At 37.8% G+C, this 23436-nt stretch carries 20 protein-coding genes; 2 read left to right on the top strand and 18 right to left on the bottom strand.

Annotated elements, in window-relative coordinates; translation table 11 throughout:
• The first annotated feature begins 730 nt into the window (after positions 1-730).
• Positions 731-1858: a cysteine desulfurase family protein gene (locus ASG21_RS07690; RefSeq protein WP_056077859.1), complete on the top strand. Its 1128-nt coding sequence runs from the start codon at positions 731-733 to the stop codon at positions 1856-1858.
• A 48-nt stretch (positions 1859-1906) separates the two neighbouring features.
• Here ASG21_RS07690 and ASG21_RS07685 read toward each other — a convergent pair whose 3' ends face one another.
• The 18 genes from ASG21_RS07685 to ASG21_RS20210 all read right to left on the bottom strand — a co-directional run bounded on the left by ASG21_RS07685 (position 1907) and on the right by ASG21_RS20210 (position 21452).
• The gene (locus ASG21_RS07685; RefSeq protein ID WP_056077856.1) at positions 1907-4144 is read right to left on the bottom strand and encodes a xanthine dehydrogenase family protein molybdopterin-binding subunit; all 2238 of its coding nucleotides are present in this window, start codon (positions 4142-4144) and stop codon (positions 1907-1909) included.
• Positions 4145-4169: 25 nt separating this feature from the next.
• Complete coding sequence (locus tag ASG21_RS07680; protein ID WP_056077854.1) at positions 4170-5189, bottom strand: xanthine dehydrogenase family protein subunit M; 1020 nt, start codon at positions 5187-5189, stop codon at positions 4170-4172.
• Positions 5182-5667: a (2Fe-2S)-binding protein gene (locus ASG21_RS07675; RefSeq protein WP_056077852.1), complete on the bottom strand. Its 486-nt coding sequence runs from the start codon at positions 5665-5667 to the stop codon at positions 5182-5184. The genes ASG21_RS07680 and ASG21_RS07675 overlap by 8 nt, the downstream gene beginning before the upstream one ends.
• A 136-nt stretch (positions 5668-5803) precedes the next feature.
• Entirely contained in the window at positions 5804-6712 is a 909-nt protein-coding gene (moaCB, locus tag ASG21_RS07670) for a bifunctional molybdenum cofactor biosynthesis protein MoaC/MoaB (protein WP_056077849.1), read from the bottom strand.
• Position 6713: 1 nt separating this feature from the next.
• A complete protein-coding gene (locus ASG21_RS07665) occupies positions 6714-7154 on the bottom strand; it encodes a molybdenum cofactor biosynthesis protein MoaE (protein WP_056077845.1) in 441 nt (146 codons plus the stop codon).
• Positions 7147-8259 carry a HesA/MoeB/ThiF family protein gene (locus tag ASG21_RS07660; RefSeq protein ID WP_056077842.1) on the bottom strand — a complete coding sequence of 371 codons (1113 nt, stop codon included), beginning with the start codon at positions 8257-8259 and terminating at the stop codon, positions 7147-7149. Before ASG21_RS07660 ends, ASG21_RS07665 begins: the two co-directional genes overlap by 8 nt.
• 1 nt (position 8260) lies before the next feature.
• Complete coding sequence (locus ASG21_RS07655; protein ID WP_056077840.1) at positions 8261-8488, bottom strand: MoaD/ThiS family protein; 228 nt, start codon at positions 8486-8488, stop codon at positions 8261-8263.
• A gap of 2 nt (positions 8489-8490) precedes the next feature.
• Positions 8491-8988: a molybdopterin-binding protein gene (locus tag ASG21_RS07650; protein WP_056077837.1), complete on the bottom strand. Its 498-nt coding sequence runs from the start codon at positions 8986-8988 to the stop codon at positions 8491-8493.
• 2 nt (positions 8989-8990) lie between these two features.
• Positions 8991-9725, bottom strand: a complete 735-nt coding sequence (locus ASG21_RS07645) for a sulfite exporter TauE/SafE family protein (protein ID WP_056077834.1) — start codon at positions 9723-9725, stop codon at positions 8991-8993.
• A gap of 34 nt (positions 9726-9759) precedes the next feature.
• On the bottom strand, positions 9760-10944 hold the full coding sequence (glp, locus tag ASG21_RS07640; protein ID WP_241773473.1) for a gephyrin-like molybdotransferase Glp: 1185 nt from the start codon (positions 10942-10944) through the stop codon (positions 9760-9762).
• The gene (locus ASG21_RS07635; protein ID WP_056077832.1) at positions 10941-11522 is read right to left on the bottom strand and encodes a nucleotidyltransferase family protein; all 582 of its coding nucleotides are present in this window, start codon (positions 11520-11522) and stop codon (positions 10941-10943) included. The genes glp and ASG21_RS07635 overlap by 4 nt, the downstream gene beginning before the upstream one ends.
• Positions 11522-12502, bottom strand: coding sequence for a GTP 3',8-cyclase MoaA (moaA, locus tag ASG21_RS07630; RefSeq protein WP_056077829.1), 981 nt, complete (start codon positions 12500-12502; stop codon positions 11522-11524). The genes ASG21_RS07635 and moaA overlap by 1 nt, the downstream gene beginning before the upstream one ends.
• Positions 12503-12505: 3 nt before the next feature.
• A complete protein-coding gene (locus ASG21_RS07625) occupies positions 12506-13627 on the bottom strand; it encodes an XdhC/CoxI family protein (protein WP_056077827.1) in 1122 nt (373 codons plus the stop codon).
• 48 nt (positions 13628-13675) lie between these two features.
• On the bottom strand, positions 13676-15832 hold the full coding sequence (locus tag ASG21_RS07620) for a molybdopterin cofactor-binding domain-containing protein (RefSeq protein WP_056077824.1): 2157 nt from the start codon (positions 15830-15832) through the stop codon (positions 13676-13678).
• A gap of 11 nt (positions 15833-15843) precedes the next feature.
• Positions 15844-16473, bottom strand: coding sequence for a cytochrome c (locus ASG21_RS07615; protein WP_241773472.1), 630 nt, complete (start codon positions 16471-16473; stop codon positions 15844-15846).
• A 58-nt stretch (positions 16474-16531) separates the two neighbouring features.
• Positions 16532-16999 (bottom strand): (2Fe-2S)-binding protein, encoded by a 468-nt coding sequence (locus tag ASG21_RS07610; RefSeq protein ID WP_347230682.1) that lies wholly within the window; start codon positions 16997-16999, stop codon positions 16532-16534.
• Positions 17000-18766: 1767 nt separating this feature from the next.
• Positions 18767-20569, bottom strand: a complete 1803-nt coding sequence (locus ASG21_RS07605) for a T9SS type A sorting domain-containing protein (RefSeq protein ID WP_056077818.1) — start codon at positions 20567-20569, stop codon at positions 18767-18769.
• 724 nt (positions 20570-21293) lie between these two features.
• Positions 21294-21452, bottom strand: a complete 159-nt coding sequence (locus tag ASG21_RS20210) for a hypothetical protein (RefSeq protein WP_157844520.1) — start codon at positions 21450-21452, stop codon at positions 21294-21296.
• A gap of 634 nt (positions 21453-22086) precedes the next feature.
• Between ASG21_RS20210 and ASG21_RS07600 the strand changes: the two genes are divergently transcribed.
• A complete protein-coding gene (locus ASG21_RS07600; RefSeq protein WP_056077817.1) occupies positions 22087-23019 on the top strand; it encodes a hypothetical protein in 933 nt (310 codons plus the stop codon).
• The last annotated feature ends 417 nt before the right edge of the window (positions 23020-23436 follow it).

The raw sequence follows: 23436 nt of genomic DNA, 5'->3' as shown, positions 1-23436 counted from the left end.
CGTTATTGTCAGGCTGCAGCATTTTATTTTGTATGGTATACACCGAATACTGTTATTAATTAGCAGTAGATTGATAAAATCAAGAATCATTCTCAACTCGGAAGTGGGTTAAGATTCTATAGTATGAGAACCATTCTCCAACAGGAGGTCGATAATAAACATAAAAAAGTCCGTTTCACTAGTTGTGAGACGGACTCTTTCTTTTATAAAAATCTAATTATTTCGAATCTTCTTTAATCCTACCTCATTTTTAAAATTGAGAGAAAACTCACAGTTGAGCGGTTATGCCTCAGACAAAATGCAATTTCGTTCCAAAACGGAACATTTACTGTCCCTTCATTTTTTTAAAAGCAAATTAAAAATGGCTTCACAATAAAACAGTATTGAAAAAAAATAAGATTATTTAAAATGTTTATCTTACGTTTCCTGATTTAGGCAATGGCAATAAATATTTCGTGCTGATATTCATATTTCTTTGGAGGCACTTTTATAGCATATGTAAGCTTTGAAAAATTTCGCATTCACTCACAATACCTGAGGATATATAAATGTTCAATTTCAAGAACAAGATCTTAAAATGCAGTTTCAAAAATTTAATGTGTTCAGTAATATGTTCTATCTTTGAAATAAAATTCAGATTCTTTTACAATATAATTTTTAAAATTTAGAGAGGACGCTGAAATTTTCTAAGATTGCCAACAGACAAACTCTATTTTTCATATTTTAATCCATGGATTTTATATATTTAGACAACAACGCCACCACAAAGACCGATCCAAGAGTTCTCGAGGCGATGCTTCCCTACTTTACAGAAGTTTACGCCAATGCCAATAGTTCGCACATCGAAGGACTTTCTGTAAAAGATGCAGTGGAAAATGCGGCATGGCAAATTGCGGATTTGATCGGTGCAAAGGAGAATGAAATTATTTTCACATCAGGCGCAACGGAAGCTTTAAATTTAGCCATAAAAGGACTTTCCCATTCATCCAAAAAGAAAATAGTCACTTTTGAAACAGAGCATAAGGCTGTTCTGGATACCTGTGAATATATGGAAACTCAGGGATTTCATGTGGATTATCTTGATGTTGAGTCTGATGGAAGTATCAACATTGAAAATCTCAAAAATTCCGTTAACGAAGAAACACTTCTTGTGATTGTGATGATGTCTAATAATGAAACAGGTACGGTTTACGATATCAAAACAATTTCAGAAATAGCACATGCAAACTGTGCTCTGTTACTGTGTGACACGACTCAGGCCATTGGGAAAATGGATATTAATGCTGAAGATTTAGGAATAGACATGCTGACCATTTCCGCACATAAATTTTATGGTCCGAAAGGAATTGGTGCGTTGTACGTTTCAAACAAAGCAAGAATTAAACTTTCCGGACAGATTCATGGTGGTGGACAGCAGAGAAATCTGAGAAGCGGAACTTTAAATGTGCCTGGGATTATCGGTCTTGGAAAAGCCTGTGAAATTGCAAAATCTGAAATGCAAAATGATGAAACGAGAATTGTCCAACTTCGTGATTACCTTGAAACAGAATTATTAAAAATTGAAGGAAGTTTTGTGAATGGTTCGGTAAAGAACCGAATCTACAATACGACAAACATTTGTTTTCCGGGCGTGTGGTCTGAGCAGTTGATTATCGCACTGGGAAATATTTCAGTTTCCAGCGGATCGGCCTGTTCATCGGTTACCTCGAAGCCATCCCATGTTTTGAAAGCACTTGGATTATCGGACGAAAATGCTTTAAGCTCAATCCGTTTCAGTCTGGGAAGATTTACAACTTCAGAAGAAATCGATTTTGCGATTAAAAAAGTAAGCGAACTGGTTCATCAGTTAAGAGCATAAAAAATCCCACCGGTTGCAGTGGGATTGAATTTTTTATATAAAGTTGATTTACAGAAGTCTGTCAAAATGAATCGGTAAATCGTAAATCCTTTTTCCTGTAGCATGAAAAATAGCATTGGTAATCGCGGGTGGCATTCCTACTCCACCAATTTCTCCTACTCCTTTTACCCCGAGATCATTCACAAACTGATCATTTTCTTCCACAAACAAAACTTCAAGATCATGAATATCTGCATGCACAGGAATATGGTATTCGCCTAAGTTTGCATTCATATATTTTCCAAACTGATGGTCGAGAATCGTTTCTTCGTGCAAAGCCTTGCTGATTCCCCAGATCATTCCGCCCAAAACCTGACTTTCTGCTGTTTTGGGATTGATAATTTTTCCGGCTGCGACTGCCGTTACTGCTCTTTTTACTTCAATTATTCCAAGTTCTTCATCCACTTCCACCTCCACAAAAACAGCACTGTGAACCGCTCTTGCTTTTTTACCGTACGTCAGCGGGTTGGGCATCGCAGAATTGGTTGTTTTCACTGACTTTCCCTCATTGGAAGCTAAAACATCCTTGACACTGATTTTAATTTCAGCATTATTCTTTAAACTGATCCATCCATCTCTGAACTGAACTTCTTTAAATTTAGCATCGCTTAAAACTGAATCTTTTAGTTTTCTGGCGAGCTTAAATAGTTTTTCATTCAGAGCCTGACAGGCATTCTGTACTGCAGGACCAACTGTTGCCGTTGTAAAAGATCCACCCTGAATCGGTGCGAAAGGCATTTTACTGTCTGCATGGGAGAACGTTATATCTTCAATTGGAAGTCCAAGTTCATCTGCTGCGATTTGGGTCATAATGGTTAAAGTTCCTGTTCCGATATCGGTAACCGCACTTTTAATTTCAACCTTTCCGTCGGGTGTCATAATGGCTTCTGCACGACCCAAAAGTCTGTTGGCATCCCACATACCTGTGGCCATTCCATATCCAACCAATTTGTTCCCACGCTTCATGCTTCTCGGTTCAGGATTTCTCTGGTTCCAGCCAAATTTTTCGGCTCCCTGCAGATAGCAGTTTCTCAGTTCTTTGCTCGAAAATTCTTTATCGCTGCTCTTGTCGGTTTCTGAGTAATTGATCAGTCTCAATTCCACAGGATCAATATTTAACTGGTAAGCAATTTCATCCATGGTGACCTCTATGGCGTGCATTCCGGTACTTCCGCCCGGCGCTCTCATATCCAATGGACTGTAAACATCCAACGGGACTATTTCGTGTTCCAGTAAAGTATTTTCAGCGGGATACAGCATATTTGCCCAATTGACTACAATTTCGACATAATCTTCAAATCTTGAAGTTTCGCCGGTAGCTTTGTGGTAAATAGCATTGACTTTTCCATCTTTATCTGCTCCGAATTTTGTCTGCTGCAAAGTCGGTGGTCTGTGCCCAATCATGTACATCTGTGCGCGATCCAAAGTGACACGGACGTTTCTTTTTAAAGCTAAAGATGCCATCACAGCCATGAAAAGCTGATGTTGAGGACGGAGACCTGAACCGAAACCACCACCCACAAAAGGGGCAATGACCTGAACATTTTTCATTTTCAGTCCGAAAACATTTGCCACGTACATCTGGGAATTGATCGTTCCCTGTGTCTTATCATAAATTTTTAATTTATCTTTTCCTTCATAAATAACAGTCGACGCATACATCTCCATCGGGTTGTGGTGCTCTGTGCCATGAGTGAAATGACTGTCTGTTTTAATGAATGAATTTTCATATTCCTTATCAAAATCACCGGTCGGTTTTGGAGGTGGCGGTTTGAGCATTGAAGCCAGTCCTTTTTTAGGATCACGGGATTTTTCGAGATTGGTTTTTAAATCGGTTTCAAAATCTTCCTGTTCGTAGACGATGTCGAGTTTCGTGGCGGCATATCTGGCGAGTTCAAAAGTATCTGCAACCACCAGCGCAATCGGCTGACCGTTGTATCTGATATCATTATCTTTAAGTGGTTTAAAAACAGTTCCGGGAGGCGCATCCATATCTGCATACTGAAAATCGAACCAGGCCGTTGAAGGTTTGTTTTCATGGGTGAACACTTCAATCACGCCGGCTATTTTTTTCACTTCCGAAGTATCGATTGACTTGATTTTACCTTTTGTGACAGTACTGTTGACTACATAACCGTACAGTAAATCATCAGCCTGATATTCTCCGGCGTATTTTGCACTTCCGGTTACTTTTAAATGACCTTCGAGACGGCTAATTGGTTTTCCGACAGATGGTGTATTTTCCATAAATAATTGTATTTGAAAGTGATTCTTATAAAGAAGGTTTTGCGCCGGGACGCTGTGATTTTGGGTCTAATGCCATCATGCAGTTTCTTACAATTGCTTTTTTAGCAAGATCAATTTTAAAACTGTTATGTTCAAAACCAACTGCACCATTCAAAATTATATCGGCTGCAACAGAAAAATTTTCTCTTGTCGCTTCTCTGTCAACCAAAAAATCTTCTGCTTCTTTTACACGCCAGGGCTTATGAGCAACACCGCCCAAAGCAATTCTGGCTTCTTTAATTTTCCCGTTTTCCAAGGTTAAACCTGTCGCAACGGAAACCAAAGCGAAAGAATACGAAGCTCTGTCTCTTAATTTTAAATAAGAATAATTTTCAGCAAAGCCTTTTTCGGGAAGCTCAATTCCTGTAATGAGTTCGCCATTTTTAAGATTGTTATCAAACTCTGGTGTATCGCCAGGAAGTCTATGGAAATCTGCAAATTCCAATGTACGTTCTCCCTCAGGTCCTGAAATGTGAACCACCGCATCCAAAGCAGCAAGCGCTACACACATATCTGAAGGAAAGACAGCGATACAGTTGTCGCTGTGCCCTAAAATTGCATGAATTCTGTTGTAACCTGTAATCGCAGAACATCCGGAGCCAGGTTCACGCTTATTGCACGGAGTATTGATATCGTAAAAATAATAGCATCTTGTTCTTTGCAGTAAATTACCACCATTGGTCGCCATATTTCTTATCTGTGCCGACGCTCCTGCTAAAATTGCTTTTGACAAAAGTGGATATTGCTGTTCGATAATCGGATGATATGCAGTTTCCGCATTGGTAAGTAGCGCACCGATCCTAATTCCTCCATCCGGAATCTCCTTTATATCACTCAGTCCGGAAATTTGGTTGATGTCAACTAAAGTATCTGCCTGAATGACGAAATATTTCATCAGATCTACAATATTGGTACCGCCGGCAATGATTTTATTGCCATCATGACCGTTGATGAAAGAAACTGCATTTTCAACGTCAGTGGCTTTTTTATAGGCAAAATTATTCATGAGACATCGTTTGTTTTACTGACATGACAGCATTAATAATTCCTCTGTTGGCACCACATCGGCAGAGATTTCCGCTCATCAGATCCTGAACTTCTTCACGTGTTTCGGCTTTATTTTCATTAAGCAATCCAACCGCACTGCAGATTTGTCCCGGAGTACAGTACCCGCACTGAAAGGCATCATGATCAATAAAAGCCTGTTGGATGGGATGTAATTTTCCGTTTTCTGCAATTCCTTCGATAGTTTTTATTTCTGTGCCTTCCTTCATAACAGCGAGACTGAGACAGCTTAAAACACGTTTCCCGTCGACTAAAACGGTACAAGCGCCACACTGTCCGTGGTCACAGCCTTTTTTTGTTCCGGTAAGATGAATTCTTTCCCGAAGAGCATCGAGAAGGGAAACCCAGGGCAGAGTTTCCAGATGATGATTTTCACCATTCACATTAAGCGTAATGGATTGTTTTTCACTATTTGACATAAATTTGAGCTTTGGTATAGTGAACGTATTACAAAAAAAGAACCGTTATGTCTGCATAATGGCTCATGTGGTAGTATTAAAGCTAATTTATAATCGATGTACTTAAGACCGAATTTTTATTAAAATTAAATGAGATTTAATGAATCTGATTATTATTCAACTGAAAAACATGAAGAACCTGTGGGAAAAGTGCTTCCATAGATTCTTCAACCGCTTTTTTGGAACCTGGCAACGATAGCACCAGCGTCTTACCTGAAAATCCTGCTACTCCTCTGGAAAGCATCGCGGTTTTTATTCTTTGCTGACCGTAACTTCTCGCCGTTTCCATAATGCCAGGAATGTCGCGGTCGATTAGTGGAGCAACTGCTTCGGGAGTGACATCTCTGGCTGAAAGTCCTGTTCCGCCAGTGAAAATGACCAAATCAAAAATATTTTCTTTATAATTAATCAAAGTGGATTGGATGGTACTAAAATCATCTTCAATAATCTGATAGTTGACATCTGTGATCTGATATTTTTCTAAGGCATCACAAATTGCTTTTCCTGAAGTATCTTCTTTCCCGCCACGGAATGCTGAGTCTGAGCAAACGATCACAGCCGCTTTGATATTAGAATTTATAAATTGATTGCTGTCAGATTTACCGCCTTTTTTTTCCAACAGACGGATGTTCTGAATTTCTACGTGTTTGTCAATCGGTTTCAGCATATCGTACATCACCAGTGCGGCTACTGATGCGCCGTGCATTGCCTCCACTTCTACTCCGGTTTTATAAATAGTGTGCACTTCCACGGAAATAATCACCGACAAATCTTCTATTTTGAAAGTAACCGATGTAAATTCAACGGGCAAAGGATGACAATCGGGAATGACATCACTCGTTTTTTTGACCGCAAATAATGCCGACGCCCGCGAAAATTCAAAAATATCTCCTTTCGGAACGGTGCGGTTTTCGATTGCCAAAATGGTTTCTGCGGAAGAAGTTTTTACTGTTGCCGTCGCAATGGCCTTCCGCAGCGTGAATGATTTGTGTGTAATGTCAACCATATTATTTATTTACTTTCCACTGGTGGGATTCGTCGTTAAAAATTTCTCTGCCCCAAATCTGAAGCTCTGATTTGATGCGTTCAACCAATTCATTACAGGCTTCCATTGCTGCAATTCTATGCTTTGAAGAAGTAAAAACAAAGAGACAGATTTCTCCTGCACTAACGGTTCCCAAACTATGATGAACGTGCATGCAGGTCAGATCATATTTCAAAAAAATATCTTCTCTGATTTCGTGCATTTTCTCCAAGACCATTTCCTCGTAGGCTGTATATTCAATTGCTGCTACAGTTTTGCCGTCAACCACATCTTCTCTGATCTGACCCAGAAAAATACTGTGTGCCCCAATGTCTTTTTTCGTCGCATGTTTTGCAATGCTTTCAGAAATAAAAAGCGGACTGATCGCTCCTTCTGTAAATATATTTTTAACTGCTCTACTCATTTTTTCTTTCCTGTAATGCTGTGATTCCACCTTTGAGATGGCTTACTTTTTTCTGATTTCCGAAATGTTCCAGTAAAATCCCGGCGGCTTTCAGACTTCTTTTTCCGCTTTGGCAGAATATAAGAATGTTGTCTTTCTCAATTTCCGATACTCTGCTTTTTAATTCAGAAAGAGGAATCTGAATATGTTTAAAATCTGCTTTCGGCTGTTCATCGAATTCCCTTACATCAATGGTCAGTGTGTTTTCATTGAAGGTTTGTTGAATAAAATCTTCAGAACTTAAATCCTCAATATTCATTTCAAAAACACCGCAAAGAAAATTATAATTGGTTTCTTCAAAAGTTTTTCTATTCTCAGGAATTAAATTTATGGCTGAATTTTCATTTGAAATATCCACAATGAAAGTTTCATAACTGAGCATATTAAAAGTCAATAATCTGCCATCTAAAACTTCACCAACACCTGTAATTAATTTGATCACTTCGTTCGCCTGCATCATTCCGATCATTCCTGAAAGCACACCCAAAACACCGACTTCATTGCAATTCTGCACTTCGTCTGGCTTTGGAGGATCTGGAAAAAGATGTCTGTAGTTGACGGCTTTGTTATTTTTTAAATTTAAATTTAAAACAGCCACCTGACCTTCATATTTATAAATCGCCCCGAAAATCAAAGGCTTATCTAAAAGTACACAGGCATCATTGATCAGATACCGCGTGGCAAAATTATCGGTACAGTCTACGATGATCTTATACTCTGAAATAATTTCCCAGACATTTTCTGAAGTCAGCTCAAGCTGGTAAGGTTTAATGTTTATTTCGGGATTTAGAAGTTTTAATTTTAAAGAAGCAACATCAGTTTTCATTTTAGCAACGTCATCGGTGGAATAGAGTGTCTGTCGCTGAAGATTGCTCAGTGAAATGCGGTCATGATCAGCAATTCCTAAAGTTCCAACGCCTGCAGCAGCAAGATACTGGAGAACCGGACAGCCTAAACCACCTGCCCCGATAACAAGAACTTTTGCCTGCAGAAGTTTTTGCTGACCTTCAAAACCGAAGTCAGACAGAGCGTAATGCCGGGCGTATCTTTCATTGTAATTTTCCATATTATCCTCCCGAATAAGGCGGCATCAAAGCCACTACATCATTTTGATTTAAGATGATATTTTCCTGCACCAACTTTTTATTGACCGCAAAAGCCAATTTCCTGTCTGAAAGTTCGGGAAATTTTTGAATTAAAAACAACTTCAACGAATCTAAATCTGCTGCTTCCACCATGAATTCTTTTCCCGTAATTTCTGCAATCTGTCCAAATGAGATGACTTTTATTTCCATACTTATTTTACCTGTTGAATTACAATTTTCGACAGATTCTTTACATATCTTCTTCCTGTTGCTTTATCTGTAGGAGTTACCAGCATGATGTTTTCTTTTAATTTAGAAGCATCAGATCCATTTAGCTCTGTAACGATGAGCGCCAGATCTCCATTTCCGCTGTTGAAAATTTCATTCCAAGAAAAGACTGCTTTATAACCGTCATCGGCTATGCACACTAAATAAAACTCACTTAAAAGCTTTGGAGAATCGGTTTTAAACTCCACTTTCGACAGAGCATCTTTAAGCAGAACACCGTTAAATTTTTTTAGAGTGCTTTTGTAATCCATTTTGTGATTATAAATAGCTAAACTGTCAACCGAATGTTTTTGGTAGTTTTTCAAATCATTAAAACTAATTGTTATCGGCCTGGAAATATCTCCGGATACAGAAATCGATTTGGCAACCTGAGCATTGAGTGTCAAACTGAAAAATAAAATAAGAATTGAAAGAATCTTCATGGTTAAGCTTTTGTGAGTAATAATTTATACGATGCCATGAGCAAAACGGTCGCCAAGACATACTTTAAAACATTCTGATTGAATTTTTTTGATCCTAAATAAGCGCCCAGTAAACCTCCTGTGAAAGCAACAATAATGTACATCATCATATCACCGGTAAAAGAAATTCCCTGTGTGACCATGCCTCCAAGTCCTGCTACAGAATTGACGAAGATAAAAGCTGCGCTGATCGCTGCGGTCTGTTTCTGATTCGTCCAGTGCAACAAAAGTAAAATCGGAGAAAGAATGATTCCTCCACCGATGCCAATCATTCCTGAAATCAAACCTACTATTCCGCCTGTTACGACTGCAATTGTCGTGTTGTGAGGTTTCAGTTCGCTGTCGTCTACATTTTTAAAAAAGAAAAAGCGGATCACCGGAAATAAAAGTAAAATTCCTAAAATCCGTTTGTAAATATTTTCTTCCACAGTAATCATTCCCCCAATAAATGCCAAGGGAATTGAGGCTGCGGCTATCGGAATAAAAAGTTTTTTGGAAAAATATCCGCCACGGTAATACTGAATGAAAGATGTTAAGGAAACAAAAAGATTAAGCACTAAAGCGGTCGGTTTCATTTCTTCCGGAGCCACGCCATATAAAGCCATGAGTGCCAAATATCCGCTCGCACCACCGTGACCAACTGCGGCATACAAAAAGGCAACGAAAAAAAGAATAACATAAAATATTTCTACAGACATAGGCGTGATGCGTTAGGATTTGTTTTTATTTAAATTATTTTGGTAAAATATGCACCGTAACTTCTTCATTTTCTTCGCATCCCAATGATTCTTCAGGCAGAACAATAAAGCAGTTTGCCTGTGCAAAAGAATGCAGGCGGAAAGATTCCTGAGCGTGAAGCGGAGTTACTTTTCCATCGCTGTAAAATGCTTTGAGAAAATGCGTCAATCCTGCAGGTTTAGGATAATGATGAGTTACGTTTGCTTTAATCTCGTTAACACTTGATGGCAGTCCCATCAATTTTTCGAGTGCCGGTAAAACATATTCGTAAAAACAGGTTAACGATGAAGATGGATTTCCGGGTAACCCGAAAACCAATTTGTCTTCTTTTGTTCCGAAGAAAAGCGGTTTGCCGGGTTTCTGTTTGATTTTATGAAACTTTTCTTCTACACCACAGGTATTGGCCACCTCAGTGACAAAATCATAATCTCCCACACTCACACCGCCGTTCAGCAAAACAACATCATTGTTTTCGATTGCGCTTTCAAGTACTTTGTGCAGTTCCTTCGGATCGTCTTCGGCTCTGAAGACTTCAATATTTTTAATTCCAGTTTGATTTAAAACTGCTTTCAACTGAAAAGAATTGGCTTCGTAGACCTGACCGAATTCCAATGGATTTCCGGGATCCTGAAGTTCGTTTCCGGTAAGAATAATGGCCACTTTTGGAGGCGTATAAACCGAAATCTCTGCACAACCGATACCGGCAAGAAATCCGATGGCAGCTGCAGAAAGATAGGTTCCTTCTGTCATGGCGACCTCACCTTTCTTTACTTCGGCACCTTTCGGACGGACGTTGAGTCCTTCTGATAAATTTTCATCTTCGATAATCAGCCTTTCATTTTCGAAACTAATTTTTTCCTGCATCACCACAGTATCTGCATTTTCAGGCAGAGGCGCTCCGGTAAAAATTCTGGTAGCTTCGTTCTCACCGATTGCCAATTGTTTCGATGCACCTGCAGCCATTTCACCAATAACGGAAAGTGCCTGATCTTTATCTGAAAATTTAAAGGCATAACCATCCATCGACGACTGTGCAAAATTGGGAATGTCGTTTGAAGCAATTATATCTTCGGAAGTCACCAATCCAAAAGCTTCTAAAAGCGGAACGACACTGCTTTTTTTTATTAATGCAGACTGCAGGATGATTTGTTTGGCTTCGTTGACGGAAATCATTTTCATTGAATCAGTTGTTTGTAATCGTTTTGGGTATCGATGTCTATGGCGCCTTTTTCAAAATTGATTTCAGCGATATCGTCTTTAAATTTCTGGAGAAGTTTTTTCGCACCTTCCTTTCCGGAAAGTTTTGAAAGATCTGTAAAGTATTTTTTAGTAAATAAAACCGGAGTTCCCAAAGTGTCAGCATATTTTGAAGCAACAATTCCTTTTTGTGAATCTTGCTGCATTTGAATTAATTCAGAAAAAACCGATGCTTCGATAAAAGGCTGATCGCAAACTGAAACAATGCAGTTTTCAATGGCTGGAAATGAATTTAAAAGCTGATCAAATCCGATGTGGATTGAGGAGCCCATTCCTTCGTTCCACGTTTTATTTTCTGTAACCATAAGTTCAAGGTCATCAATTTCTTTTGAGATTTCAATTGAACTTGATCCTGTAACAACCACAACAGATTTTGTTATTTTGAGTGATTCTTCAGCAACATGTCGCAGGAGACTTTTTCCTTTAAAATCCAACAACTGTTTTGGCTTTCCCAGTCTTGAGGAATTTCCTGCCGCTAAAATCAGTATTCCTGTTTCCATTAACCGCCGATTGTAATCATACTTCTGTTTTCTAATTTTGATGCATCGATATTTTCAAATACACCGCTGAACTGTCCGCCCAAAGCCTTAGCCTTAGCTTTCATGGTATGCTGAATTAACGGTAAAATATCCTGACCATTTCGTAACGCTCCCAGTAAATCGGTTTCATCCTTACTGAACAGACAGTTTTTTAATTTTCCATCGGCTGTCAGCCTCATCCGGTTGCAGGTATCACAAAAAGGCTGGCTCATTGTGCTGATTACGGCGAATGATCCAGTATGACCATCAATGATATATCGGCTCGAGGTATCATTAGGTTCAGGTTCAACCGGAATAACATCATATTTCGAACTTACTTTCACTAAAATTTCATGTAGCGTAAATACCTGATTGCTTGTCCACTGATTTCCGCTGAAAGGCATAAACTCAATGAACCGAACTTCGATATTATTGTGTTTCGTCAAAGCAATAAAATCAAGAATCTCATCATCATTTAAACCTTTCATAACGACAACATTGATTTTTACCCGAATGTTGTGCTTCAGGAGTAAATTGATATTATTTCTGACGCGGTGAAACAGATCGCGTCTTGTAATTTTTAAAAATTTTTCAGGCTGAAGAGTATCGAGGCTGATGTTGATGGCTTTGATATTGGCTACCAGCAATTCGTTTAACATTTCATCAACACGAATTCCATTAGTCGTAATTGCAAGTTCGGTATCTAATCTGCCCAATGATTTTAAGATTTTCGGAGCGTCTTTTCTAACCAAAGGTTCGCCACCTGTCAGTCTGATTTTCTTCACTCCATGTTCTACGAAAAGTTTAGCGATGGTTTCAATTTCATCCACCTGCATCAGTTTTGCGGCGGGAGCAAAGGCATATTTTTCTTCCGGCATGCAGTAAAAACAACGCAGGTTGCAATTATCCGTAAGGGAAATCCTCAGATAATCATGCACTCTTCCGAAAGTATCTGTAATCATGTTTTATGTATGTTTTGCTGCTGGCTGGCCGTGAATTTTATCAATTTTATAGCGAAGAGAAGTCCCTTTCCTGTCCTCAATCACTGCTTTAATTTCTGAAATGACAGACAAAGCAATTTCTTCCGACGTTTCTGCACCAATATCCAGACCAATCGGGCCGTAGATACGCTGATAATCTCCGTCTGTGAGAATAATTCCATCCGCATGAAGGTCATCAAACATTCTCTGCAGTTTCGTTTTTGGCCCCAATATTCCAATGTACGGACAGTTTGTTTTTAAAACCAGCTTTAAAACTTCAAGGTCATATTTATAATTGTGGGTCATCAGAACAAAATAAGTTCTGTCATCGATCACTATATTCTGTATCAATTCCTCAGGTTTTACAACCAAAACATTTTTTGCTTCAGGAAAACGCTTTTGAGTAGCGTGAGTCACTCTTCCCTCAACGACAGTCACTTCCCAGCCTAAGATATCAGCCATCTTCACGACAGGCTGAACGTCATTTCCGGCGCCGGCAATCACCAGCGAAACGGGGGGAGCAATATATTGAAACAATGCGCTCTGCTCTTCGTTTTCGACCGGAATATTTCTGATTTGTGAAAATTTATTTTTTAAAGTATTTAAACTTTCATCCTCTAAAGAATAATGGTCATCAAAAAAACTCTGGTTTTCCTGAAACACATTCACTATTCCGATTTGTTTTGCGTTTCTTTCCAAAGAAAACAACGTTGCAATGACTGATTCAGTGCGGTTTTCTTCAACTTTTTTAAGCAACTCCAATGGATTATGAGGATTGTCAGAATCAATATATTCAAATAAAATATGCACAATTCCATTGCAGCCGAGCTGTACGCTGAACTCCAGAATACTATCATCACTCGTATCGTAAGTGATCAGTTTATTCTGTTTCTGATTGATGGCTAGTAAAGCCTTTCTCAATGCATCACCCTCCAGACATCCTCCGCTGATGGCACCGGTCAGGATTCCGTCTTCGGTCACCAACATTCTGGCGCCTGGCTGTCTGTAGGAAGATCCTTCCACTTTCACGACCGTTGCCAGCGCTGTTTTTTTTCCTGCAGCGTGTGCCCTGTTGTAGGATGTTATAATATTTCCGATTTCTGTCATTGGAATTAAATCAAACAGTTGTTATATCAAGTTTAAATAATGATCAGTTTAAACTTTATTTAAATCAAATGGCAATTTACGAATTCTTTTTCCGGTAAGATCAAAGATTGCGTTGGTTAATGCAGGAGCCAAAGGCGGTAATCCCGGTTCACCCACTCCGCCTGCATCTTCATCATTATCAATCACGAAAACTTCAATGGGCGGAATATCATTAATTCTTGGCATTGGGTAAGCATAAAAATTCTTCTGTTCGGTTTTTCCGTCTTTGAAAGTAATTTCATGAAATGCTGCGGCACCCAATCCCATTACAATAGAACCTTCCACCTGAGCTTTAATAATATCAGGATTGACATACCAGCCGCAATCTATTACCGCCCAGACTTTATCTATTTTTACGCCGCCGCCAGGATTTTTGGAAACTTTGACCACATGTCCCACCGTAGATGCGAAACATTCTGTAATGGCAACGCCAAAACCTTCATTCTTTTTACGTTTCTTCCAGCCGGAAACTTCTTCCAGTTTATCAATAAGTTTATGCGTACGGTCATCTAAATATTCTCTTCTGAATGCCAGCGGATCTTTTCCTGCTTCATGCGATAATTCATCCAAAAAGCTTTCATAGGCAAAACCATTGGTTGATGCATAAACAGACCGCCACCACATACTTGGAATCGGGATTTCAAAAGGCACTTCTGCAAAACTTACATTTTTAATATTCTCAAAATACGGCTCCAGAAAACCTTCGCTGGTGCTTCGGTTTGCCTGCGTTTTTGCCGATTCTTCGCGCCAGTGATCATTGTTCTGTCCTGACATTCTGAACTTTAAAGCTTCAATTTTTCCGTTTTTTACTACGCCTTCACATCTGTAGGTAATACCGGGACGGTAAGGTCCCTGTGTAGAATCATCTTCTCTCGTCCACACGACCTGCACCGGCGCGTTGATCTCTTTTGAAATAACGGCTGCTTCGTGGGGGTAATCCATAAAAGCTTTTCTGCCAAAACCACCTCCCAAAAAGGTCATGTTTACAATTACATTTTCCCGTTTCAGTCCAAGTTCTTCACTCAGTGCATCCTGCACCCAATCGGGTGCCTGAATCGGTCCCCAGATTTCTAACTTATCTCCCTGATGATGTGCGATACAGTTGAGAGGCTCCATTGCGTAATGTGACTGATAAGGAGTTTGGTACATCACGTCAATTTTTTTTCCGGCAGTTGCCAAAATTTTGTCCGGATCACCCTGTTTTTTAAAAGATAAACCTTCTTTGGTCCGTACATTTTCTTCCTGTCTTTTATAAATATCAGCAGTATTGATGTGCTCAAATCCAGAGTCATCCCAAACTACCTTTAATGCTTTTTTGCCCTGTAATGCAGCATACGTATTGTCAGCAACAACTGCTACTCCTTCACGATACGTTTTAAATACGAGCATTTTAATCTTGAGAACTTTCTTGACACCGGGAACTTTCAGCGCTTCTGTATCATCGAAGCTTTTAACCTTACCTCTGAGTCTTGGGTTTCTTTCCACCGCTGCGTAAAGCATTCCCGGAATTCTTTTATCAAGACCGAAAGTTACACTTCCATTAGTTTTAGATTTTGTGTCGATACGTCTTGAAGGCTTACCAATCACTTTGTAATCTGAACGTTTTTTAAGTTTCACATCTTTAGGAACAGGCATTTTAGATGCTTCCAAAACAAGCTCTCCGTAATGTGCTTTTTTGCCTGACGGACGGTGAATCACGTGCCCGTTTTCCGCATAGCAATCACTGTGATCTGCAGACCATTTTACCGCTGCCGCTGCGATCAGCATTTCGCGGGCTGTTGCGGTTATTTTCAGGAAATTTTTATAATTGGAGCGGATGGTAGAACTACCTCCCGTAACCTGATTGCCGTATTTTTTATCACCTTTTCCGAAGATCACATGGATGTCATTTAAATTGACCTCCAGTTCTTCTGCAAGAATCTGCGGAACACTGTGAAAAGACCCTTGTCCCATTTCGGCACGGTGATCAACAAAAGTGATTTTACCGTTGGTATCAATGATGACCCAGGCATTGAGCTCAACCGACTGAATAGCAGCTTCAATCTCCTCATCCGTCAAAATATGCGTTTTTGAATCAGCCGCAAAGAGACCGAGGCACAAACCTATACCACCCAAACTGGCAATTTTCAGAAAACTTTTTCTTGATATTTCTTTATCTAATGACATATCGATTTAATTTAATTAGGTTGAGGTGCGTAAGCTCCGGTTTCAAGCCATGTAATCCAGGCTTTTTTAAATTCTGCATGACTCATTGGAGGAAGTTTCAAACCTTCTGCTGGCTTCCAGCCTGCGAGTACAAGACCATCGTCGGCATGCTCAATGAGTTTTTTTATATCCTTATTGCCATTCTGTTTAGGATCGATGAGTTGTTTTGCAAGCTGATGGGCGGTTTTACCCTGAAACACCATCTTCATATTGGCAGGTGGCAGATGCCAGTTAGGATTTCCCGGTGGCGTATGAGGTCCGGGAGTATTTTCCGGCTGATGACAGTTGGTACACTTCATCGCATAAAGACCTTTTCCGTCAACGCCACGTTTAGGCTGCATGGTATGGATATGGCTGTCGTCTCCCTGCAATGGAATATCACCACTCGGGTGACAGTTCATGCAGCGCGGACTCATCAATACAGCATACACTTTTTCGAATGCTTTTACAGATGCTACGCTGTCTTTTTTAGCAGAAAATACCTTCTTTTCTACTTGCGATGTTGCAATAGGCCTATGCACTCTCTGCGAGGTATAAGCATAGATCCCAACAGAACAGAGAAGGACCACTAAGATTATTGCCGGTATTCTATTTTTTAACATATTCATCTTTCTATATATTTTTCTTCGGTGGGAATTCGATTAATTAAAAAATCTTTTACTATTTTCCTTTCTCACGTTGAAGTTCGGCGGCGATTTTAATTGCATGACGGATCCTTGGATAAGTTCCGCAACGGCAAATATTTCCTGACATCGCATTATCGATATCTACATCAGTTGGATTTGGATTTTCTCTTAAGAGAACTACAGCGGACATAATCTGACCGGAATGACAATAACCGCACTGAGGAACATCAATTTCCTGCCAAGCCTTTTGTACAGGATGATCGTTATTTGCAGACAGTCCTTCTATTGTGGTGATACTCTTCCCTTCTGCACGCTTGACTTTCGTTACACAGGATCTTACCGCTTCACCATCTAAGTGAATCACGCAGGCACCACACTGTGCTACTCCACATCCGAATTTTGTACCTGTAAGGCCAGCGAGATCCCGAATTGCCCAGAGAAGCGGCATGTTTTCGTCGGCATCTACCGTATAGTCTTTTTTATTAATCTTTAATGTAGTTATGGCCATTTTATATTTTTTGAGGTTGAGATATATGATTGATGTACGTCTGGAATTTGACTGTATACAAATATCGTGAAACTAATATGTCTTTTGATTATATATATTACGGATTAGCATACCATTATTACTGATTGATTTGGTCAGAAATAATGAAAGAGAAAGATAGCTTGCTTTTCAAAAGGTCTGATAAAAATCTGTATAGCGAAAGTCTCGGATTAAGATTAAAACTAATGGCGAAAAAGAAAATCGCAATTTATGTGGGATCTCAGAATGTATGGGAATTATGGAAATTACTGTTATCGTAGTTTTTAATCGAATATTTCGAGGTCTTGAAACTTGAAGAAGATAACATTATTATTCATTTTTATTCTGAAGGAAAAAAATATTCTTTCACAAAGAATTCACCTCATTTATGGTGCATACGAAAAGATTTTACCGTAAATAATCACTTGTGCGGAAAATCTGTGAAACTGCACATCAAACGCATATATCGGGAATAATCGTTCGAAGTTCTTATAAAAAAATAAACAATACAATAACCATTTCCTACAAGGCTATTGACAGGCTGTCCAGGGAACAAAGAGCGAAACGGTGATTGAAAAACCTCTTAAAACCGACAGAAAATTAAGACTAAATATAAAAGGAATCATCGTCGAAATGGCAGGTTTTACGAAAGTAATCGTCAAAAAACATTTCCCAAATGCAACCGAGGTTGTGGATCGGTTTACTCATTCTTTTATTTTTTTAAAGCTATTCGTATAACGCTCTGCTTGGTTCATGTTCAGAAACTCGCTACAGAAGCATCGCAGGAGATCAGAATAAAATACTGTTGGGAAGCCATTGAATTAGAAAATGTTTGCTGGCAGAATCTAAATTAAAGAAACAAAAACCCGAAATTTAAGTTTTCGAAAACGGGAGATACTTGAAAGCAACTCCTAACAAGAAGCCGATATTTGCTCTACAAATGCCGGAAAAAATGAACTCCAAACCAAAAACAGAGAACAGAAATCTTAATTTCGCACTATCCCGACTTGGAAAAAAACTTACGATTTAGCAGATGGATTGAGAAAAATTTACAATTAAATGATCCAATAACCTTTAGCTATGATTAATTGGCGCACTGGTTTAAGAAGGTGGAAGAATCTGGCTTTAAATCATTTTCTGTCCTCATGAAAACATTCTGAATCTAGTTAAACGATATTCTCAATTATTTTGAAAGCTAAAGTAGCAATGTTAAACAGAATCATTCAATGCAAAAATTAAAAACTTCAGATTACAGCTTCGGGGCGTTCGCGACAGAACATTCTTCCTCTTTAGATTGTCAAAACTTTTGCTTAGTCCCCAAATTTTGAGACTGATCCATTCGTACCCAGGACCGGGATCGAACCGGTACTCCATAAAAAAAACCTGTCTCAAGATGAAACAGGTTTTGCGATCCGGACGGGACTGTGAGCATTTCATCCGATCACCTATTAATAAGGTTTTCAGTTACTTGAATAATTTTCAATCCCTAATTCGTCCCTTAAAATTTATGTAATTTTATAACGTTTTGTAGATATCACAAATTTATAAAATTTTCAGATATAATGATGAGAAAATTTTAAAAAAATCGAGAATATTTCAAACTAAATAGAAATAAACGTACCGATTTTTAGAGAGGAAAAATATTCTTAAAATATTTATATATTTTTTTTAGGGTTATTAAAAAAATTAATGTTTACAACGATTCGTTTAAAATGTAAAACGGATAATGCAAGAGAATCGAAATCAGTTCACGATCATTTTAAATGTCTTTACTACTTCTTTTTTACTATTTTTTACCGTAAGAATATAGCTTCCCGCAGAAAGTATTTGGCTTAAATTAAATTGTTGCATTTCTGCCTTATCCATCATTTTATTTGTCAACATTCGTCCTAAAGCATCGTAAATACTTAAACTACATTGCTCTTTAGCAAGAATACTTCCTTTTATAGAAAAAGCACCGTTATTTGGGTTGTCGAAAAGTTGCACATCATTTTTCTTGGCAACTTCTTGAGCAGAAAGCAGCGGACTGACCACAAACTTGGCAAGGTAACTTGTATACGGAGAATAAGTAAATGTTGATGAAGACGGGGTAATAATACTGCTTTGTATTTCATTCTGTGTAAAACCGTTTTGGGATGTGGTGTGACCGTAAAGATAAAAAGCATCTGAGGTATTTGAAAACTGCCCACGAACTTCTACAGCTTGACCACCCGCATTTGCAATATATGCTCCATAATAAGAGGTAAAAAGACGGTTACCATCAGTATTAAACATAGAGAATACAATATCATTATTACCATTATTTTGTGGTTTTGTACTTAAATACGCTCCCGGAGTTGCCATATTGGTATCGCCGGACTGAAGATGTGTTAATAATATTTTACCGTTTTTTACATCTAAATGACCTCTGCCACTATCACCATCATCATCGGGAGAACCATAATATGTACCCCAAATTCTTTGTCCCTGCGTTCCGAATTTAGCAAGATACCAGTCTGAATCCCCTGGTTGTTGCATTTGGTAAGCCCCTGAGCTTGCGTAATATCCGTAAGCATTAAAATTAAAAGGATTTATCCATCCTAGAACATAGAGTCCATCTTCCTGTGCTGCAATTGACTGGATAGATGAATTCCCATTTTCATTTGGGGAAGCATAAAAGGTAGACCATTGCAGTGCACCGGTAGTAGCATTAAGGTTTAAAATCGCATTGGCAGCCGGTGATGTTTGAAAAGCACCAGGTGTTGCAGTTATTGATGAACTGTTAATGTTGTATCGCGTTGCAAAATACAAATCATTACCAAATACACAAAACCTTCCGCTGGCATTTACTCCAGCGCCTGGAACATATGTCGCCCATATTTTTTGCCCAAGAGTATTGAGCTTTACCACAAAACCATTTAAATAAACAGAGTAGTTGGGGTATGCCGTACCTGCATCTCCCAAATTTTGCCATTGGGTATATCCTTTTATATATATATTTCCAGTTGCGTCCGTAGTCAGGCAATCACCATCAATATCCACATACTCAAAATCATTGTTTGCGTATGGGATATAAGTTCTCCATAGTAAATTATTATTGGAATCATATTTCTCTAACAGTTGGTTGTGAAAAGGAGCCATACCTGTTTCTACACCTGCAGACAACCAAGCTCCTGCCGTAGGTGTGCCGCTATTGACAATTTTAAAATAATTCCCATCTTTATCCATATGGATCACAGGGGTACTGCGGTATCCAAATGACTGTACTGCCATACCATCAGCTGACATCTTTGAAACATAGAAATTAGTGTTATAATTATTAACCCCAAACTGAAAACCTTGTTCATTGGGGGTAACAAACTGGTCATAATAACCGGCAGAAGGAACAGGAGAAAAATTAGCCGTTTTTACAACTCCGTCTAAAACTAAAGTAGTATTAGCTTCAAACAATCTGCCCATCTTTCCGTTTACCCCGCCCAAATACGAGCCCCAATCTCTTTGATAGTTAAAAGTTTGGGCAGTACAGAGTACAGACACAAACAAAACCAAATATTTAAGATTTTTCATTTGTTCTATTTTACGATTATCCAATAATCACCATCCACAGTGAAAGCTTACGCTTTAAAATCATAATTATTACCATTTAAAATGCCAAATCCAGTGACAACAGATGCGTTACTTGATATGCATGAAGATACAAAACCAACAGAGCCAGTTAAAAGTGATGTCACACTATAATTACTTGCATCATTTAACTTAATGTCAATACGATCCCGAACTGTATCCATAACTTGAGTATCATATTCATCCAATGGGATATAAACTGAATTTATAGTAATATTTGTTCATTCATCAAAAGTATTTGGGTAAGGAATAAACGCTGAATTGGTTTTCATACCACTATACTTGACACAAACCACCTCATGTCCTTGTGCTATAAATGCTGAAGAAGCATCACTTTTGTAACTGTCACAATTATTTACACCTACAGTGTTCAGTGTTTAATATAAATCTAATCTATTAACAATATGAAGGCTTCCACTACTGTCCTGTGCAAATAAAGAAGAGCCAAAAGCTAGCCCTAATTTACACAGTGCTATCTTTTTCATGACTATTGGTTTAGAAGGTTATTATTGATATTGGATAGTTTTTCATTATATATTATTATAGCCTAGACTAAAATTTTGTCCCGATCTACCTGTGTTTCTTTTGTAATCTTACTCTCTTTTGCGCCTGTAGATTTTATAAGCCCCACAGCAGATGGAATAAGAAGATCTCATCTCCCTGTTGTTCAACTCAGAAGAATTCCCTGTTTGTATTTTTTCTTCTGAAGGTTCTTTGTTTTCAGAATTCCCAAGGCTCTTATAGCCTTTTCGAAGTTTACCACAGCTGGAGATTTTCCTGCTTCGTAAGTAGCCGTGGCAAGTTGCTTACTGTTGCAAAACGCCATGAAAACCAAATAAGGCTTCCGACAATAAATATTTTTTCATGGTTATTATTGTGTTAATTAATAATTCAATAAAAGTAGAAAATTATCTTTAAATAAGCGATGTTTTTTTATTGTAACTTGTAAAATGTGTATTGGATTTGTAATAAAACTATATAATAATTAATTAATTTTTATAAGTTTAAAAAAATATGCAAAAATTATGAGTGATTAAATAACTAATTCTGAGAAGTAATAAATTTACGTTTTGATACAGTCTCAAAAAACGATAGTTTAGAATTTAAATTAAGATATACAGATTCAATCAATTCCAAACGAAGTACAAATAATAAGTTGGAAATAATAAACGATGGATTATTGAACGGACTTTTTCATGGTTTGATAACGACCGAAGATTGTGCAGGAATTATGAACTGCTAATGGTAAATTCAGAAAATATGGTCAAATTATCTGCCATAAAAATTTATTGAATAAAATTTAAACAGGCTCTTAATATTATAGAATTTTTATTACTTCTACGAAAAAGCTTGCTTTTTAAAAAAAAATATCTTTGTGCAAAAAAAAATATTAAAATCAAATAAGTATTAATTTTGTGAATTAATTTTTCTGTAATAGTTTTGAGGCACAAAAAAATAACATGTATAAAACTTCAATTAAAATTCTAGGATTAGCTGTTCTGCTTAATTTTAGCAGCTGTACCAGTGATGAAAATGTTGTAACAACAGAAAATGTTTCCACTAACAAAATAAGTACAAGTGATTTGAAATTGCTTTTGAAAAATTACAATAATAATTTTAAAAGCACGAATATCAATCAGGACCCAACAAGTAAAAAGAAATGGTGGCAAATTGTAGGACAAGTAGCTGCTGTTGCTTCAGGTGATGCTGGTGGCGCTGCAGGAATGGTATGGGTTGCTCAAGGCGTAGCTGGTGCTGTCGGTGCTGCAACTGCTGGTGCAGGATGGGCTGTGGTTTCCGGTGGTGCAGCTGTTATAGGTGCAGTCGGTGGATCGTATGCTGCTTATTGTAGTACTGGCGGTCATTGCAGAGGAACATTTAATAATACTAATCCGGAAGGTGCATCTGTGATTTATGATTTCCCGAGAGAGTTTGACCATTTGGAAAACGTGGGAGTTTTCCACAACGCCGGATTACAAGCAATTTATATGGATGGAAATAACATCAATGAATTAGATTGGGCAAATAGTAATATACCTAATTTAAATTCAAGTGATTTCCAAAAAATATACAATTCACCTGATTTTAAAAAAGGAGCTGAGCTAATAAAAACAATTTCTGCTGAATATAAGAATTCTAATTATGACGTGCAGGCACTTTTAAAAGCTTATAAGGATAATGGTTTGATTAATGCAAACTGCCATGATATATTGTCATTATACTTCGATGCAACAAAAAAATCACAAAATTTTGAAGACTATAATAATATTACTGAATATTATGTTAATCAGGTATCAAATTCAAATTTAACTGATATTGAAAAGGAGTCTTTACTTTCTGCTTTTTCAGTATCTATACAAAGCTTTTACTACTGGCTAAATATGGAGAGCTAATAAAATGGAAAAAAACATATTGGTATTATATAAAATTGCAATCGCGTTATTTCTTATCTCACAATATGAAGCTATTTTGCGTCAAAATAATTTTTTGGCGATGGCATCATATATATTGATTTTGATATTACTATGTATTGATTTTGCTTCTTATACCTATAAAATTGTTTTTAAAAAAAAATAATCCAATAAAAAGCAGGTCTCATTTTAAATAAATAGTCGGAATGTTTACATTCCGACTATTTTATTATTACTAAATGAGCTTATTTTAAAGAAAATTATCTGAATACAAAATTGTTTATGACAAAATCTTGTAATTGAATGTAAAATTGTTTAGCATTCTTCGATATTTAATAAATTGAGTGCATATTGATAAGTAGGTATATAAATCTCAAAAAACGATAAAATCTAATGAAC

Origin of the sequence: Chryseobacterium sp. Leaf394 (assembly GCF_001424105.1) — a bacterium.
GTDB lineage: Bacteria > Bacteroidota > Bacteroidia > Flavobacteriales > Weeksellaceae > Chryseobacterium.
Note: the sequence above shows the minus strand (reverse complement) of the source record. Positions and strands in the feature narration are given on the sequence as shown.

Coding starts and splice junctions, on each gene's coding strand:
- ASG21_RS07665 (WP_056077845.1), bottom strand. CDS start 7,154: ATGAGTAGAGCAGTTAAAAATATATTTACAGAAGGAGCGATCAGTCCG.
- ASG21_RS20210 (WP_157844520.1), bottom strand. CDS start 21,452: ATGGCGTTTTGCAACAGTAAGCAACTTGCCACGGCTACTTACGAAGCA.
- moaCB (WP_056077849.1), bottom strand. CDS start 6,712: ATGGTTGACATTACACACAAATCATTCACGCTGCGGAAGGCCATTGCG.
- ASG21_RS07635 (WP_056077832.1), bottom strand. CDS start 11,522: ATGGAAACAGGAATACTGATTTTAGCGGCAGGAAATTCCTCAAGACTG.
- ASG21_RS07690 (WP_056077859.1), top strand. CDS start 731: ATGGATTTTATATATTTAGACAACAACGCCACCACAAAGACCGATCCA.
- ASG21_RS07620 (WP_056077824.1), bottom strand. CDS start 15,832: ATGTCATTAGATAAAGAAATATCAAGAAAAAGTTTTCTGAAAATTGCC.
- ASG21_RS07675 (WP_056077852.1), bottom strand. CDS start 5,667: ATGTCAAATAGTGAAAAACAATCCATTACGCTTAATGTGAATGGTGAA.
- ASG21_RS07680 (WP_056077854.1), bottom strand. CDS start 5,189: ATGAATAATTTTGCCTATAAAAAAGCCACTGACGTTGAAAATGCAGTT.
- ASG21_RS07660 (WP_056077842.1), bottom strand. CDS start 8,259: ATGGAAAATTACAATGAAAGATACGCCCGGCATTACGCTCTGTCTGAC.
- ASG21_RS07650 (WP_056077837.1), bottom strand. CDS start 8,988: ATGAAGATTCTTTCAATTCTTATTTTATTTTTCAGTTTGACACTCAAT.
- ASG21_RS07600 (WP_056077817.1), top strand. CDS start 22,087: ATGTATAAAACTTCAATTAAAATTCTAGGATTAGCTGTTCTGCTTAAT.
- ASG21_RS07685 (WP_056077856.1), bottom strand. CDS start 4,144: ATGGAAAATACACCATCTGTCGGAAAACCAATTAGCCGTCTCGAAGGT.
- ASG21_RS07605 (WP_056077818.1), bottom strand. CDS start 20,569: ATGAAAAATCTTAAATATTTGGTTTTGTTTGTGTCTGTACTCTGTACT.
- ASG21_RS07645 (WP_056077834.1), bottom strand. CDS start 9,725: ATGTCTGTAGAAATATTTTATGTTATTCTTTTTTTCGTTGCCTTTTTG.
- ASG21_RS07615 (WP_241773472.1), bottom strand. CDS start 16,473: ATGTTAAAAAATAGAATACCGGCAATAATCTTAGTGGTCCTTCTCTGT.
- ASG21_RS07625 (WP_056077827.1), bottom strand. CDS start 13,627: ATGACAGAAATCGGAAATATTATAACATCCTACAACAGGGCACACGCT.
- moaA (WP_056077829.1), bottom strand. CDS start 12,502: ATGATTACAGATACTTTCGGAAGAGTGCATGATTATCTGAGGATTTCC.
- ASG21_RS07655 (WP_056077840.1), bottom strand. CDS start 8,488: ATGGAAATAAAAGTCATCTCATTTGGACAGATTGCAGAAATTACGGGA.
- glp (WP_241773473.1), bottom strand. CDS start 10,944: ATGAAAATGATTTCCGTCAACGAAGCCAAACAAATCATCCTGCAGTCT.